The sequence below is a fragment of the Aeromicrobium sp. REDSEA-S32_B7 genome (assembly GCF_001626145.1).
GTDB classification, from domain to species: Bacteria; Actinomycetota; Actinomycetes; order Propionibacteriales; family Nocardioidaceae; genus Aeromicrobium; species Aeromicrobium erythreum.
In genome coordinates this window covers 1-14,645 of the sequence record NZ_LUNF01000187.1, presented here as the reverse complement: position 1 = coordinate 14,645, position 14,645 = coordinate 1, and the positions used below count along the sequence as shown (strand labels likewise).

Genomic DNA, 14,645 nt, shown 5'->3' with positions numbered 1-14,645 from the left:
AACGCCACCCTCGCCCAGACCGGCACCGCCGTCTCGGACTCCGCAGCCGACTACCGCCGCGCCGAGAACGCCAACCGCGCCTCCTTCGGCGGCTGACCCACCACCTCCTCCCCGCCAGGTCGCGTCCGCGGCCTGGCGGGAACTCCTGTCCGACCGACCGCACGAGAGCCGAGACCATGTACCCGCAGCGCCCCCGGAGTCGCCCATGACCACGACCGAGGCCGGACCCACCGGCCTGGTCCGTGTCACGGTGCGCACCGACGAGCGCAGCGCCGACCTCGCGCTGCCGTCAGCCGTGCCGGTGGCCGAGCTCGTGCCGGAGATCGCCCGCACGCTCGGCGCCCTCGACCCGACCACGTCGCACCGCGGCTTCGTGCTGCACCTGAGCGACGGCCGCGAGCTCTCGTCGACGAGCGGCCTGACCTTCCAGCACGTGCACGACGGTGCGGTGCTCGTGCTCGCACCGGCTTCCGACGGTCGCCGGCGTGTCTACGACGACGTCGTCGAGGCGATGGCCGACGTCGTCGAGTCCACGACGTCGCCGTGGGCGCCCACCGCGGCCCGTCGGACGGCCCTCGTCGCCGCCACCGCGCTGCTCGCCCTCGGCGCCCTGACCATCAGCCTCGAGCGTCCCAGCGTCGTGGCCGGCGCGCTCGCCGGTGTGGTCGCGCTCGTGCTCGTCACCGCCGCGATCGTGCTCGCCCGCCTGGAGGGCGAGCCCGAGGTCGCCTTGGTCCTGGGCTGGAGCGCCACCGTGTTCGCCGCCGTGGGCGGCTTCACCGCGCTCGACGAGCCCGGTCTGCTGGGCTGGCCGCTCGCCGCCGCCGGCGGTGGGGCCGCGGTCGCCGCGGCCCTGGCCCTCGTCGGGACCGTGGAGCGACGTGTGCTGCTCGCACCCGGCCTGGTGGTCGGCGCGCTCGTGGCCATGACCAGCTCCATCGTCGCGTCCACCGACATCGGCGCGCCCGAGGCGTACCTGACGCTGCTCGCCGTGCTGACCATCCTCTCCAGCCTGCTGCCCGCGCTGTCGCTGACGCTCGTCGGCGGCTCGGCCGCCCAGCCGCAGGACCCGACGGTCGAGGTCGCGGACCCCGACGAGGTCTCGATCGACCAGGTGCGCTCCAGCGCCGCCACCGGGCACAGCATCTTCCTGGCCCTCACCGCGTCCGTCGGCGTGCTGCTCCTGCTCGTCGCGCCCCTGGCCGTCACGCTCGGGGTCACCGGAGCGCTGGCCACGGTGTGCGTCAGCGTCGTCCTGCTCGCCCGCACGCGCCAGCTGCGCTCCGGCACCGAGGTCGGCGTCGGGCTCGCCGGCGCCGGAGCCGGACTGCTCGCCGTCGCGCTGAGCGTGCTGGTGCTCCGGCCCGAGTGGCGCCTGGAGCTCGTCATCGTCCTCGTCGTCGCTGCTGCGGCCACCCTCGTCGCCACGCTGGTCCGCTCCGAGGAGTCGGTCGTGCGCGGCCGTCTCGTCGAGGTGGTCGAGCTCGCGTCACTCGTCGCCCTCCTGCCACTCCTCGTCATCGCGGTCGGCATCGTCGCCGCCGTCCGGTCCTGAACTACCAAGGAGACACCTCATGAAGCTGCGCCAGGCCACCTCCGGGGCCGCCCTCACCGTGGGCGCCGTCCTGCTGTCCTTCTCGCTGCCCCAGCTGGCGTTCGCCGCCGACACCGACACCACGGCCGACGCGAGTGCCCGCGCCGCCGCGGTCGACGCGGCAGCCCTCGTCGACGGCGACTGCGACCTGCTCGTGAACCCGCTCGACCCCGACTGCTTCCCGATCCTCGACCCCGACCCGGAGCCCACCATCCCGGTGCCCACGATCCCGGTGCCGACGATCCCCACTCCGGACCCGGAGCCGACCGTGCCCGAGCCGACCATCCCCACGCCGGACCCGGAGCCGACGACCCCGCAGCCCACCACGCCCACGCCCACCATCCCGACGCCCGGCGGCGGCAACGGCGGGGGCAACGGTGGCGGCAACGGCGGTGGGAACGGCGGCGGCGGCAACGTCTCCGACGGCGGTGCCGTGGCCCCGGGCCTCGGCAACTCCGTGCCGCAGGGCCTGAGCGGCCTCGACTCCTCCCTCGGTGGGCTCGTCGCGTCGGGCTCCGGCGCCGCGGCCACGCCGCGGGGCGAGGAGCTCCCCGCCACGGGTGTGGAGGGCGGCCTGAACCTGCTGGCCGCCCTGGGTGCCGTCTTCCTGCTGATCGGTGGCGTCCTGCTGCGCCGGCCGTACTCGGCCCGCCACCGTCTCGTCTGACGGATGGCGAGCAAGCGTGACCTGGTCGAGGCGCACTCCTTCAACCGCCGTCGCCTCGTCACGGCGTTCCTGAGCGGTGCCCCGGGCGGACGGGAGGTCGAACCCGTCCGCTACGGGCGCACGCTCGCCGGCGGCATCGTGCTGGCAGCCCTGCTGGTGGCCGGTGCCGCCGTCGCCGGTGTGCTCAAGCCCGCCGTCGGCGACGGCTGGCGCGAGAACGGCCTGGTCATCGCGAAGGACAGCGGCTCACGGTTCGTGCAGTACGAGGGCACGCTGTTCCCCGTCATCAACATCACCTCGGCCCGGCTCGCCCTGGCGGGCCAGGACCAGGTGAAGGTCTCCTACGTCCCCGACGACGTGCTCGTCGACGAGCCGAAGTCGCAGCCCGTCGGCATCCCCGGCGCGCCCGACTACCTGACCCCCGCGTCGCTGCTCGTGCAAGACCGGTGGAGCGCGTGCACCAACGAGCAGGGCGGGCTGACGGTCGACGTCAGCGACACCCCGGGAACCCGGCGCTCGAGCCAGGACTCGCTGCTCGCCCGCGACACGAAGGACCGGCTCTGGCTCGTGTCGGGCTCACGACGCTACGCCGTGCCGGCCGGCCGGCTGGGCCAGTCGGTGCTGCGCGGTGTCGGGGTCGGGCAGGACGACCCGTTCCCGGCGTCGGACGCCTGGCTGCAGCTCGTGCCCGAGGGGACGTCGCTGGCCCCGCTGACCGTGCCCGGTTCCGGCAGCCGCTTCAGCGGGAGCACCGGGGTCGCCGGCCTCGACGTCGTCGGAACCCCCGTCTCCGTCGACGGCACGGGCTACGTGCTCGGCCGCCGGGGCCTGGTGCAGCTCAGCGACTTCGCGTACGCCGTCTACACCGCGACGAGCCGCCTGCCGGAGCAGCAGGTCGACGTCGGCGACGTGCAGTCCGTCCCGGCGCAGAGCGCGTCGGGCGTCGTGCCCGGCGACTGGCCCACCGAGCTGCCCGACCAGAGCGACGACCGTCGTCCGTGCCTGCAGCTGGTGGCCGGCGAGGACGGCGCCACCAGCACGCCGGTGCTGGCCGAGGCCACCCGCGACGAGGCGCGCGCCACGGGCGCCCAGCGTCTGGTGCGTGTCGAGCAGGGTCGCGGTGCGCTGGTCCGCTCGACGACCCGCTCCCGCGCGAGCACGAACGACACCACCTTCCTCGTCGACTCCCGCGGGACCCGGTTCGCGATCGGGCCGAAGGACCAGGTGCCGACCGTCCTGCGGGCGCTCGGCTACGAGTCGGTCGAGCCGATCGCGACGCCGCGCGCGTGGGTCGAGCTGTTCTCCAGCGGCCCCGAGCTCTCGCTGGCCGCGGCCGTGCAGGCGGCTGACGGGGCGAAGCAGTGACGTTGCGTCTCGCGCACGTCGTCGCCGGCGCGGCCCTGCTGCTGCCCACCTTGACGCCGCTCGCACCGGCCGTGGCCGTCGACCAGCCGCCCAACGCGCAGGAGGGGCGCTGCGAGGTGGGCCGCACGCAGCTCGTCTCCGACCCGACCGCGATGACGAACGTGCGCGACGCCGGCTTCCCCGACGCCTGGCGCGAGGGCACCGGCAAGGGTGTCCGGGTGGCCGTGGTCGACACCGGGGTCGACACCCGCAACCAGCACCTGCGGTCGGGCGTGGAGCCCGGTCGGTCCTTCATCGGCGGCCAGGCCACCGAGGACCCCTACGCCCACGGCACGGCCCTCGCGGGCATCATCGCCGCCCGCCGCGCGACGGGTTCGGTGCTCATCGGGGCCGCGCCCGAGGCCACGATCGTGCCGGTCCGTGTGCTCGGCGAGGGCAGCACGACGGCCGACGTCGCCGCCGGCATCCGGTGGGCGGCCCAGCAGGGCGTCGACGTCATCAACGTCTCGCTCACGACGGGCTCCTCCGACAAGGACCTCCCGGCGCTGCGTCGCGCCACCGAGGTCGCCCTGCGCAGCGGTGCCATCGTGGTGGCGGCGTCGGGCAACACGCAGGAGGACGCCCCCTTCACCCAGGTGCAGTACCCGGCCGGCTTCGACGGCGTGGTCGGGGTCGCGGCGACGAACGCCGCGGGTGCCGTCGACGACTGGAGCGTGCACGGCCCGCACGTCGACGTCGCCGCCCCGGGGGCCAACGTGCTCACCGCGTTCCGCTCCAACGGCGACTGCCTCGTGGGCCTGGACCACCCGTACACGAGCTACGCCACGGGCTACGTGAGTGCCCTGGCCGCGATGCTCGTCCAGCGCTTCCCGGACGACTCGCCCCGCCAGGTCGTCAACCGGCTGCTGGCCACGGCGGACCGACCCGTCGAGGACCAGCGCGACGACACCCGGGGCTGGGGCACGATCCAGCCCGTCGCCGCCATGACGAGCACCTCGAACGCGGCACCGGGCACGTCCCAGGCGGCGTCGGCGCCGCAGGAATCCACGATCCTGCCGACCGTGGCCGGACGCGACCCGCTCGACAGCACGCGGCACCAGCTGGCCTGGTGGCTGCTCGGCGCCGCCGGTGCGACGGCGGTGGCGCTCGTCCTGGCCCCGTGGGCCCGACGTCGACGCCGCCTCACCCCGCGCTGACTCCTCCCTCGGGCGTCGCGCCGGCGCCGCGACGGGTGACCAGCAGCACCACCGCCGCCGCGAGCGCCGACAGGGAGCACACCGCCCAGACCGTCAGGTAGCCCGACAGCGGCGCGTGCCCGAGCGCGGGGTCGTCGATCGAGCCGGTCGAGGCGAGGGCGATGGCGAACACCGCGGAGGCGATCGCGCCGCCCACCGTCTTCGTCGCGTTGGTCATGCCGGTGGCGAAGCCCGTCGCGTGGGCCGGTGCTGCTGCCGCCGCGGCGGCCGGGAGGGCCGCCACCAGCAGGCCCGACCCGACTCCGGCGACGCCCATGTTCGTGAGGGTCTGCCCCGCGCTGTCGTGCAGCGGGAGGAACAGGCCGTAGCCGACACCGACGAGCGTGCAACCGACGACCATCGCGACGCGGGGGCCGAGCAGGCCGGCGAGCAGCGGCAGCGACAGCGCGCCGACCACCATGGTGACGACGTAGACGCCGATGAGCGTCGAGACGAACGCCGCGGACGCACCGAGGCCGAAGCCCGCGACGTCGGGGTCCGTCCGCGCGAACGTCGAGAGCGGGATCTGCGCGCCGAGCACCGACATCCCGAACAGGAACGCCGTGAGCTGGACAGGCCACTGGGCGCGCAGGGCGAACGTGCGCACGTCGATCAACGGCGCGACCGTGCCATCGACCCTCGCCCCCAGCGCCGCCTCGAACCGCACGAGTCCGGCGAGCGCCGCCAGCGAGAGCGCGACCAGGAGCCACGGGACCGGCGACCCGGCCCCGAGCAGGCGGATGGCGATGAGGCCACCCATCAGCAGGCCGAGCGTGACCGTGAGCCAGCCGAGTCCCGCGTAGTCGTAGCCGCCCGAGGCCTGGCCGCGGTCGCGCTCGACGCCGAACCAGACGACGAGCAGGCAGGCCGTCACCGCGACGGCCGGGAGGCACAGCAGCACCGTCATCGACGTCGCCTCCACGAGGGCGCCCGACGTGAGCGCACCGACGATGACACCGGTCTCGAGCGCGGCCACGAGGAACGCCGCGGCGCGGCGCGTCGTCCGGTGCTGGTCGGCCCGGCCGGCGGTGCGACGGTGGATGATCGCCACCTCGACGGGCAGCCACACGACGTAGGCGCCCTGGAGCGCCCAGCCGACGAGGAACGTCGAGAAGCCCGGCGCGAGGGCGAGCGTCCACGACCCGGCCGCGGTCACGGCCGTGGACAGCAGCAGCACGTTGCGGTGCCCCCAGAGGTCGCCGAGCCGAGCCAGCAACGGCACGGCGAGCGCCGACAGCACGAGCTGCGCGGCCTCGAACCAGTTGACGTCGGCGTCGCGGATGCCGAGATGGCGGGCGATGTCGGAGAAGATCGGGGTGTAGAAGCCCTGCAGGACGCCGCTCACGACCTCGACGGCCACGAGGAACCCGACGACGGACCAGAGCGAGCGGTGCAGCGTCGCGGTCGTGGTCACGTCACAGCCCCCTCAGGAGCGCCACGTACCAGTCGACGCCCTCCAGCCAGGCCGCCACGTGCACGTGCTCGTCGTAGGAGTGGATCGACGCCCGCTGCTCCTTGCTCATCCGCAGCGGCGCGAAGCGGTACACGCGGGAGCAGATCGCGGTGAAGGTGCGGCTGTCGGTGCCGGCCATCATGACGTAGGGCGTGACGACGGCGTCCGGGAACACGGCGCCGACCGTCCGTTCGAGCAGGGCGAACGCACCCTGCGCCTCCGGCTCGGTGGTGGGCGACAGCGGGCTCGGCTCGTTGGCCTCGACGACGTCGACGACCACCTCGTCGTCGTCCACCGCGGCGCGCACGTGCTCCACCGCGGCGGCGACGCTCTCGCCGGGCATGATCCTGAGGTTCACCTCGGCGCGCGCCCGGGCCGGGATGACGTTGTGCGCCGGAGCCCCCACGAGCGTGGTCGCGACCATCGTGGTGCGCGCCATCGCCGCCGTCTCCGGACCGGCAGCCACGAGCACGCGACCGAGCACGGCCGGCGGGGTCCGCGTGGCGCCTGCGAGCAGCGCGCGCAGCGGCAGGGGCAGGTGGCCGGCGAGCCGGCGGAGCAGGTCGACGGTGGGACCGGGCACGTTGACCCCGAACTGCTCACGGTCGAGCCGCCAGAGCGCGCGACCGAGCCGCGCGGCGGGGGCGCGGGTCGGGGGCGTGGAGGAGTGGCCACCTCGTCCGGTGACCGTGAGCGAGAGGGTGGTCGTGCCCTTCTCGGTGGAGCCGATGACCGCGACGGGTGCCGACACGCCGGGGAACGCCTGCCCGGCGACCGCGCCGCCCTCGTCGAGCACGAACCACGGCTCCACCCCACGACGGGCCAGCTCGGCGACGGCAGCCGGCGCCGAGGGGCCCGACACCTCCTCGTCGGCCCCGAAGGACAGCCAGACGTCCTGCGCCGGCTCGAAGCCGTCGGCGAGGAGCCGTTCGACGGCCGTGCAGATCGCGACGAGCTGGCCCTTGTCGTCGAGCGTGCCGCGTCCCCAGACGGCCGGCCCCTCGGCCGTCTCGACGACGTCGGCGGCGAACGCGTCGTGCGTCCACGGGTCGTCGGGCGTCACAGGGACGACGTCCTGGTGGGCCATGAGCACCACGGGACGGTCGGGCGACGCGCCGGCCCAGCGCCACAGCAGCGCCCGAGGGGCGGCGTCGCCGAGGTCGACGCGCTCGAGCTGCGCGTGCAGGAGCGGGAAGTGCTCGGCGAGCAGCGCGTGCAGGCGCGCGAACGGCTCGGGGTCGGTGAGTGCCGGGTCGCGGTCGGCCACGGTGGGCACGCGGATCGCCGCGCGCAGGATCTCGACGTCGGGGTGCACTCCCCGACGCTAGCCCCTCCCCGGGTCCATCCCGCTCCCCCGAACCGCCCCCACCCCTCTGAGCGTGACGTTCGCGGGGCGACGACGCCCACATCGCCCCGCGAACGTCACGCTCAGCGGGGTCGAGGGGTCAGAGGGTGAGGACGCGTCCGGCGACGACGAGGAGCACCTGGTCGCACTCGGCCGAGAACCGCTGGTTCACGACGCCGAGCAGGTCGCGGAAGACGCGGCCCGACCGGTGCTCCGGCACCACGCCCATCCCGACCTCGTTGGTCACCAGCACGACGGTGCGCGACGTCCGGGCGAGCGCCGACGCGGCGGCGTCGACGCGCTCCATCAGCACCGGCTCCCAGTCCTCGCGGATCGCGTCCCACGCGTCGAGCTCGTCGAGCTGGGCGGTGAGCCAGGTGCCCAGGCAGTCGACGAGCACGGCGGTGCCGTCGTCCCCGTCCTCGATGGCGGACTCGAGGTCGGTGGTCTCGAGCGTCGTCCAGTGTGACGGACGACGCTCCTGGTGCAGCGCCACCCGGTGGGCCCACTCGGGGTCGTCGTCGGGGTCGGCCGGCGGTCCGGGGGCCACGTAGACGACCTGCTCGTGCGCCACCACCAGTGACTCCGCGGTCACGCTCAGGAGCACCGCGGCGGCAGGACGCTGCCCGACGTGTAGACGGCGCTGTAGCTCGCCCAGCCCGCCTTCCCCGTGCTGGTGTTGCGGGCGTACACCCACCAGACGCCGTTGTCGTTCTGCCGGCTGCAGTGCACGTCGATCCCCTGGTTGGGGTACCCGCGGCCGACGATGGTGCAGTCGTTGTAGCCGGCGGTGCGGATGGCGGTGCCGTCGCCCCAGCTGAACGTGCCGGTGCTGATCAGGTCCGGGTGGACGTCCCAGCGCGGGGCGGTGCAGTCGTTGGCGGCGACTGCAGGTCCGGCCGTCGTCGGTCCGACGGCGACGAGTGCTCCCACCGCCATGGCCGCTGCGCCTGCAAGTCTCATCGAACGCTTCATGGTGATCCCTTTCTCCTGGGACGCCCACAGGCGACCCCCCGACGAGACGGTCGGTGTGACCTGCCTCACAGCGCACCGTACGCTCGACCTGCCCGTCCGTCGAGTGCTCGAGCCGCTGGGTGGTGCAGGCGTCCCGCCCACGGTCCGCAGACGGTCGACGCGCGCCCGGCGACGGGAGCCGCACGCCGCTCGCCGACGGACCGGCACCGCTCGGCGCGACGCAACGTACGCAACTGGCGTGACCCGGGTCACGCGTGGTCGGATGGATCGGCGCGCCGGCTCGTCCCGCCGCCCCGCGCCCGAGTCCTGTCCTGCTGCACCACCCCGGGAGACCCATGAGCACCCGCACCCCGACCGCCCCGCAGCCCACCGGCACCGGTGGCGGGAGCAGCCGGATCCGCACCATCGTCGTCTGGTCGGCGGTCGCCCTCGTCGGCGCCGTCTGCTGGGCCGTCCTCGCGCTCTCGCGCGGCGAGGACGTGTCGGCGCTGTGGATCCTGTTCGCCGCCCTGTCGTCGTACGCCATCGCGTACCGCTTCTACTCGCGGTTCATCGCGCGCAAGGTCCTCGAGGTCGACGACACGCGCGCGACCCCGGCCGAGCGCCTGGAGAACGGCGTCGACTACGAGGTGACCGACCGTCGGGTGCTGTTCGGCCACCACTTCGCCGCCATCGCCGGCGCCGGTCCGCTCGTCGGTCCCGTGCTCGCGGCGCAGATGGGCTACCTGCCCGGCACCATCTGGATCATCGTCGGCGTCATCCTCGCCGGCGCCGTCCAGGACATGGTCGTGCTGTTCCTGTCGATGCGCCGCGACGGCAAGAGCCTCGGCCAGATGGTGCGCGACGAGATCGGTGTCGTCGGCGGCACCGCTGCCCTGATCGCCGTCTTCGCGATCATGATCATCATCCTCGCGGTGCTGGCGCTGGTGGTCGTGAACGCGCTCGCGGAGTCGCCGTGGGGCGTCTTCTCGATCGGCCTGACCATCCCCATCGCGCTCTTCATGGGCTTCTACCTGCGCTACCTGCGCCCGGGTCGCGTCCTCGAGACCACCGCCATCGGCGTCGTGCTCCTGCTGCTCGCGATCGTCGGCGGCGGGTACGTCGACCAGCTGGGCCTCGGCGACGCGCTCACGCTGAGCAAGGAGCACCTCGTCATCGCGCTCGTCGTCTACGGGTTCGTCGCGTCGATCCTGCCGGTCTGGATGCTGCTGACGCCGCGCGACTACCTCTCGACGTTCATGAAGATCGGCGTCATCGTGCTGCTGGCCGTCGGCCTGGTCATCGCCGCGCCGACGCTGCAGGCCGACGCGGTCACGAGCTTCGCCGTCGACGGAGACGGCCCGGTGTTCGCGGGCAAGCTGTTCCCGTTCGTCTTCATCACCATCGCCTGCGGTGCGCTGTCGGGCTTCCACGCCCTCATCGCCTCGGGCACGACGCCGAAGATGATCGCCAAGGAGAGCCACGTCCGGATGATCGGGTACGGCGGCATGCTGATGGAGTCGTTCGTGGCGATCAGCGCCCTCATCGCGGCCGTCGTCATCGACCAGGGCCTCTACTACGCGATGAACGCCCCCGCCGGCGCGACCGGCGGCACGCCCGAGGGCGCGGCGGCGTTCGTCAGCCAGCTCGGGTTCACGATCACGCCCGGCGACCTCACCGCCGCCGCGGCGTCGATCGAGGAGTCGACGCTGGTGTCGCGCACGGGCGGCGCGCCGACCCTCGCCTTCGGTCTCTCGCAGGTCTTCCACCAGGCGTTCGGCGGCAACCTGCAGGCCTTCTGGTACCACTTCGCGATCATGTTCGAGGCGCTGTTCATCCTCACCGCCGTCGACGCCGGCACCCGCGTCGGCCGGTTCATGCTGCAGGACACGATCGGCAACGTCTGGACCCGCTTCGGCGACGTCTCGTGGCGGCCCGCCGCGTGGAGCGCGAGCGCCGTCACGGTGGGCGCGTGGGGCTACTTCCTCTACATCGGCATCAGCGACCCCCTCGGCGGCATCAACCAGCTCTTCCCGCTGTTCGGCATCGCCAACCAGCTGCTCGCGGCCATCGCCCTGACGCTGTGCGTGACCCTGCTGCTCAAGCACGGCAAGCTGAGGTGGGTGTGGGTGCCCGGCATCCCGCTCGCGTGGGACCTCGTCGTGACGATGACGGCGAGCTGGCAGAAGGTGTTCAGCGACAACCCCGCCATCGGCTACTTCGCGCAGGCCGACCGGTACCGCGAGGCGCGCGACGCCGGCGACGTGCTGGCGCCGGCGGCCGACCCGGGCCAGATGGACCAGATCATCCGCAACTCCACGACGAACGGCGTCATCCAGGCGGTGTTCGCGCTGCTCGTCATCGTCGTCGTCGCCAACGCCGTGGTGATCTGGGTGCGCGCGGTCCGGGTCGGGTCGCTGCCCACCACCGAGGTGCCTCACACGCCGTCGCAGATCGTCGCGCCGGCCGACTTCGTCGCGACCCGCGAGGAGAAGGAGGCGGTCGCCGCGTGGGAGGCCGAGCGAGGCGAGCTCACCGGCCAGCGGGGTCACCGATGAGCCGCTTCGCGCGCTTTCGTCGCCTCGTCCGGGAGTTCACGGGCGAGGCGGCGTGGGACGACTACCTCGCGGCCTGCGAGCGCGACGGCGTCGAGCCGACGACCCGCCGCGCCTTCGAGCGCCACCGCGCCGACCGGATCGAGCACGCCCCCATGGCGCGCTGCTGCTGACCCGCCCGCACGTGCGCGTTTGCGTGGGGCCCCACGCAAACGCGCAGATCGGGCGCATGTTTGCGGTGGGCGGAGCCTGCTTGCGTGGGGCCCCACGCAAGCAGGCCGGCCGGGCGAGGGTGCGCGACGCGGGACTGCGGCCGACGATGGACGCATGAGCGAGCGCTACCCCGACGAACGCATCGAGACCGGCCGCGTGGTGAAGGCGCCCGCCGACACGATCTTCGCGGTGCTGCGCGACCCGTGGGGGCACGTCGCGATCGACGCCTCCGGCATGCTGCAGTCGGTCGAGGGCGACGTCGTCGCCGCGGTCGGCGACCGGTTCCTCGTGCACATGGACCGTGAGTCCTACGGCGACATCCCCGACCTCAAGGAGTACGACGTCACGGTCGTCATCGAGGAGTACGAGCCCGACCGGCTGATCACCTGGTCGATCATCGGCCGGGTGCGCCCACCGATCGGGCACCGCTGGGGGTACCGACTCGAACCCGTCGACGGCGGCACGCAGGTCACGTCGGTGCTCGACTGGAGCCACGCGCGGGACGACTGGAAGGACCAGTTCCCGATCGTCGACGAGGACGGTCTCAAGGCCACCCTCGGGATCCTGGAGCGGGCGGCGCGGCTCGGGTACGTCCGCGGCTCGTAACCGCGCTGCAACCCGCCTGGGCTTGCGCGCACCCGTCCCTGCCACCACGATCGACGGAACACGCGATCGGGAGGGACCGCATGAGCGACCAGACCACGAGCGCAGCCGGGGGTGCCGGGCAGCAGGAGGAGCTGAAGCGGTCCATCACCGGCCGGCTGCTGTTCTTCTACGTGCTGGGCGACGTGCTCGGCTCCGGCATCTACGCCCTCATCGGCGTCATGGCGTTCACGGTGGGCGGCGCGTTCTGGCTGTCGTTCGTCATCGGCGTCACCGTCGCACTGCTCACCGGCTTCGCCTACGCCGAGCTCATCACCAAGTACCCCCAGGCCGCGGGGGCCGCGCTGTACACGCACAAGGCGTTCGGCAACCGGTTCCTGACCTTCATGGTCACGTTCTGCCTGCTCGCCGCCACCATCGCCGCCGCCGGCACCTTGGCGCGGGTCTTCGGCGGCACCTACTTCCAGTCCTTCGTCGAGGGTGCGTCGGTCACGCTCGTCGCCATCGTCTTCATCGTCGCACTCTCGCTGCTGAACTTCCGCGGCATCACCGAGTCGGTGTGGACCAACATGGTCATGACGCTGATCGAGACGACCGGCCTGCTGATCATCCTCGCGGTCGGCGTGGTCGTCCTGGCCGAGGGCGACGCGAACCTGCAGCAGCCGTTCGAGCTCAACGAGGGCAACCCGACGCTCGTCGTCCTCGGCGGGGTGGCGCTCGCGTTCTTCGCGATGACGGGCTTCGAGAACGCCGCGAACATCGCCGAGGAGACGCAGGACCCGAGCCGGACGTTCCCGCGGGCGCTGCTCGGCGGCATGACCCTCGCCGGCATCCTCTACATGGTCATCGCGTTCATCGCGTCGATGGTCGCGCCGCTCGACCAGCTCACCGCGAACAAGGGCGAGGACGGCAGCCTGCTGACCGTCGTGCAGAACGGCCCCATCCCCGTGCCCGAGCTCGTGTTCTCCGCGATCGCGCTCGTGGCCGTCACCAACACGACACTCGTCTCCCTCGTGGCGCAGTCGCGCATCATGTACGGCATGGCGCGCCAGGGCATCGTGCCGCGGATCTTCGCCCGCACCCACGCCACCCGCCGCACCCCGTGGGTCTCGATCGTCTTCACGGCAGCCATCGTGTGCCTGCTGCTCGCCGTGGCCGACGTCGACCGGCTGGCCACGGTGACCGTCCTGTTCCTCATCGTCGTGTACGGCATGGTCTGTCTCGCGGCGCTCACGCTGCGCGGGACGCCCGTCGAGCACGAGCACTACTCCGCGCCCATCGTCATCCTCGTCGTCGGCGTGGTCGCCAACGTGGCGATCCTGGTGCACACGATGATCAACGACCGGGGCTCGATCCTGTGGTGCGGTGCGATCGTCGCCATCGGCGTCGTGATGTACGGCGTCAACGCCTTCGCGATGCGTCACCAGCCGCACGCCCTCGACCCCACCGACCTGTCCGGCTAGCCTCACCCGCAACGACCCACCCAGGAGAAGCCCATGCACGTGCTCGTCGCCACGGACGGCTCGAAGCAGTCGCTCCAGTCCGCCACGTACCTGCGCCACGTCGTCGACGCCGACAGCGTCACCAAGGTCAGCGTCGTCGCCGTCGTCAGCCCGCTCGCCGCGGTGCCGTTCGCGGCAGAGGGCAGCGCCGACGGCGGTGTCGAGCTGTCGTTCCGCCGCGAGGCCGAGCAGGCCACGCTCAAGGTCGCCGAGGCGCTCGACGGCTGGGGCCCGCCCGTCACCACGCACGTCTACAGCGGCGCGCCGGCGAACGAGATCATCAAGGCGGCCAAGCGGTTCGACTCCGGCCTCATCGTGCTCGCCAGCCAGAGCACCCGCACCCAGGCGGTGCTCATGGGCTCGGTCTCGCACAAGGTCCTGAACCAGGCCACCTGCCCCGTGCTCGTGCACCGTCCGGGCCCCAAGCCGGCGCGGAAGCCGGTGCGCCGGGCCGCGAAGAAGGCCTGACCCTCGCTGAGCCGGGTGGTCGCGCGCGGCTCAGCGCGACCGGGGCTGACGGTGCAGCCACGGCCCGAGCAGCCGGGTGACCCACGGCAGCAGCACGTACGTCATGAGCGGCGTCATGACGCAGACCGTGACGAGCACGCGCAGGGGCAGCCACACGTCGGCCAGGTAGTGCACGCCGATCTCGTTGGTCACCACGCTCAGCGGGAAGAAGACGATGAAGATCGAGATCATCTGCTTCCACCGTGGCGGTGCGACCGGGACCGAGCGCAGGTCCTCCAGGTCGACGCGCGACGGGTCGTCGAACCAGCCCTCGATGCCGGTGCGACGCTCGAGCCGGGTCTCGTCGGCGATGCCCTGGGCGCTGTCGAGCCACCAGCGGCGCTGCCGCGACGACATCCACACGTCGAGGTCGGCGTCGCTCGCGAAGCGGAACAGCATGTGCCACTCCCCCGACGTCGGCGACGTGCGCACCCACCCCGAGCCGAGGAAGCCGTCGAAGCGCTCCGCCAGCTCCGAGCCGGCCCGCAGCCACGCGACCATCTGGTCCTCGTGCGCAGGGTCGACGTGGCGCGTCACCGACACGGTCACGGGGACGGGAGACGGGGCGTGCTCGCTCATGCCCCCCAGACTAGGAAGTCGGTGCCGCCGCCGTCGCGTCCGCCGGTGCCCGCCGCTGGGTGACGATCTCCAC

The 14,645-nt window shown here is 73.0% G+C and carries 14 protein-coding genes; 9 read left to right on the top strand and 5 right to left on the bottom strand.

From position 1 onward, the window contains the following. The first annotated feature begins 205 nt into the window (after positions 1-205). From eccD to A6Q79_RS12905, 4 genes are read left to right on the top strand one after another with little or no spacing between them, the layout of a single operon-like run. Positions 206-1,555 carry a type VII secretion integral membrane protein EccD gene (gene eccD, locus A6Q79_RS12920; protein WP_067860361.1) on the top strand — a complete coding sequence of 450 codons (1,350 nt, stop codon included), beginning with the start codon at positions 206-208 and terminating at the stop codon, positions 1,553-1,555. A gap of 19 nt (positions 1,556-1,574) precedes the next feature. Then, positions 1,575-2,261, top strand: a complete 687-nt coding sequence (locus A6Q79_RS12915) for an LPXTG cell wall anchor domain-containing protein (protein ID WP_067860363.1) — start codon at positions 1,575-1,577, stop codon at positions 2,259-2,261. Positions 2,262-2,264: 3 nt separating this feature from the next. Further along, the gene (eccB, locus tag A6Q79_RS12910; RefSeq protein ID WP_289016999.1) at positions 2,265-3,626 is read left to right on the top strand and encodes a type VII secretion protein EccB; all 1,362 of its coding nucleotides are present in this window, start codon (positions 2,265-2,267) and stop codon (positions 3,624-3,626) included. Beyond that, a complete protein-coding gene (locus tag A6Q79_RS12905) occupies positions 3,623-4,822 on the top strand; it encodes a S8 family serine peptidase (protein ID WP_067860367.1) in 1,200 nt (399 codons plus the stop codon). Before eccB ends, A6Q79_RS12905 begins: the two co-directional genes overlap by 4 nt. Here the strand turns inward: A6Q79_RS12905 and A6Q79_RS12900 are convergent. The 4 genes from A6Q79_RS12900 to A6Q79_RS12885 form a co-directional block, all read right to left on the bottom strand. Continuing rightward, on the bottom strand, positions 4,809-6,275 hold the full coding sequence (locus A6Q79_RS12900) for an MFS transporter (protein WP_286690853.1): 1,467 nt from the start codon (positions 6,273-6,275) through the stop codon (positions 4,809-4,811). The genes A6Q79_RS12905 and A6Q79_RS12900 overlap by 14 nt on opposite strands. Position 6,276: 1 nt before the next feature. Further along, positions 6,277-7,629, bottom strand: a complete 1,353-nt coding sequence (locus tag A6Q79_RS12895; RefSeq protein WP_286690854.1) for a M20/M25/M40 family metallo-hydrolase — start codon at positions 7,627-7,629, stop codon at positions 6,277-6,279. 130 nt (positions 7,630-7,759) lie between these two features. Then, positions 7,760-8,254 carry a bifunctional adenosylcobinamide kinase/adenosylcobinamide-phosphate guanylyltransferase gene (locus tag A6Q79_RS12890; RefSeq protein ID WP_317698577.1) on the bottom strand — a complete coding sequence of 165 codons (495 nt, stop codon included), beginning with the start codon at positions 8,252-8,254 and terminating at the stop codon, positions 7,760-7,762. A 2-nt stretch (positions 8,255-8,256) separates the two neighbouring features. Continuing rightward, positions 8,257-8,622 (bottom strand): hypothetical protein, encoded by a 366-nt coding sequence (locus tag A6Q79_RS12885; RefSeq protein WP_144433811.1) that lies wholly within the window; start codon positions 8,620-8,622, stop codon positions 8,257-8,259. Positions 8,623-8,969: 347 nt separating this feature from the next. Here A6Q79_RS12885 and A6Q79_RS12880 point away from each other — a divergent pair, with 347 nt between their 5' ends. The 5 genes from A6Q79_RS12880 to A6Q79_RS12860 all read left to right on the top strand — a co-directional run bounded on the left by A6Q79_RS12880 (position 8,970) and on the right by A6Q79_RS12860 (position 13,954). Beyond that, a complete protein-coding gene (locus A6Q79_RS12880; RefSeq protein WP_286690856.1) occupies positions 8,970-11,171 on the top strand; it encodes a carbon starvation CstA family protein in 2,202 nt (733 codons plus the stop codon). Further along, entirely contained in the window at positions 11,168-11,341 is a 174-nt protein-coding gene (locus tag A6Q79_RS12875) for a CstA-like transporter-associated (seleno)protein (RefSeq protein WP_144433812.1), read from the top strand. Before A6Q79_RS12880 ends, A6Q79_RS12875 begins: the two co-directional genes overlap by 4 nt. A 154-nt stretch (positions 11,342-11,495) precedes the next feature. Next, complete coding sequence (locus A6Q79_RS12870; protein ID WP_067860378.1) at positions 11,496-11,987, top strand: SRPBCC family protein; 492 nt, start codon at positions 11,496-11,498, stop codon at positions 11,985-11,987. An 80-nt stretch (positions 11,988-12,067) separates the two neighbouring features. Beyond that, the gene (locus A6Q79_RS12865; RefSeq protein ID WP_286690857.1) at positions 12,068-13,447 is read left to right on the top strand and encodes an APC family permease; all 1,380 of its coding nucleotides are present in this window, start codon (positions 12,068-12,070) and stop codon (positions 13,445-13,447) included. 33 nt (positions 13,448-13,480) lie between these two features. Beyond that, positions 13,481-13,954 (top strand): universal stress protein, encoded by a 474-nt coding sequence (locus tag A6Q79_RS12860; protein WP_067860380.1) that lies wholly within the window; start codon positions 13,481-13,483, stop codon positions 13,952-13,954. A gap of 30 nt (positions 13,955-13,984) precedes the next feature. Here the strand turns inward: A6Q79_RS12860 and A6Q79_RS12855 are convergent, their stop codons facing one another. Next, on the bottom strand, positions 13,985-14,572 hold the full coding sequence (locus A6Q79_RS12855) for an antibiotic biosynthesis monooxygenase (protein WP_286690858.1): 588 nt from the start codon (positions 14,570-14,572) through the stop codon (positions 13,985-13,987). Positions 14,573-14,645 lie beyond the last annotated feature (73 nt).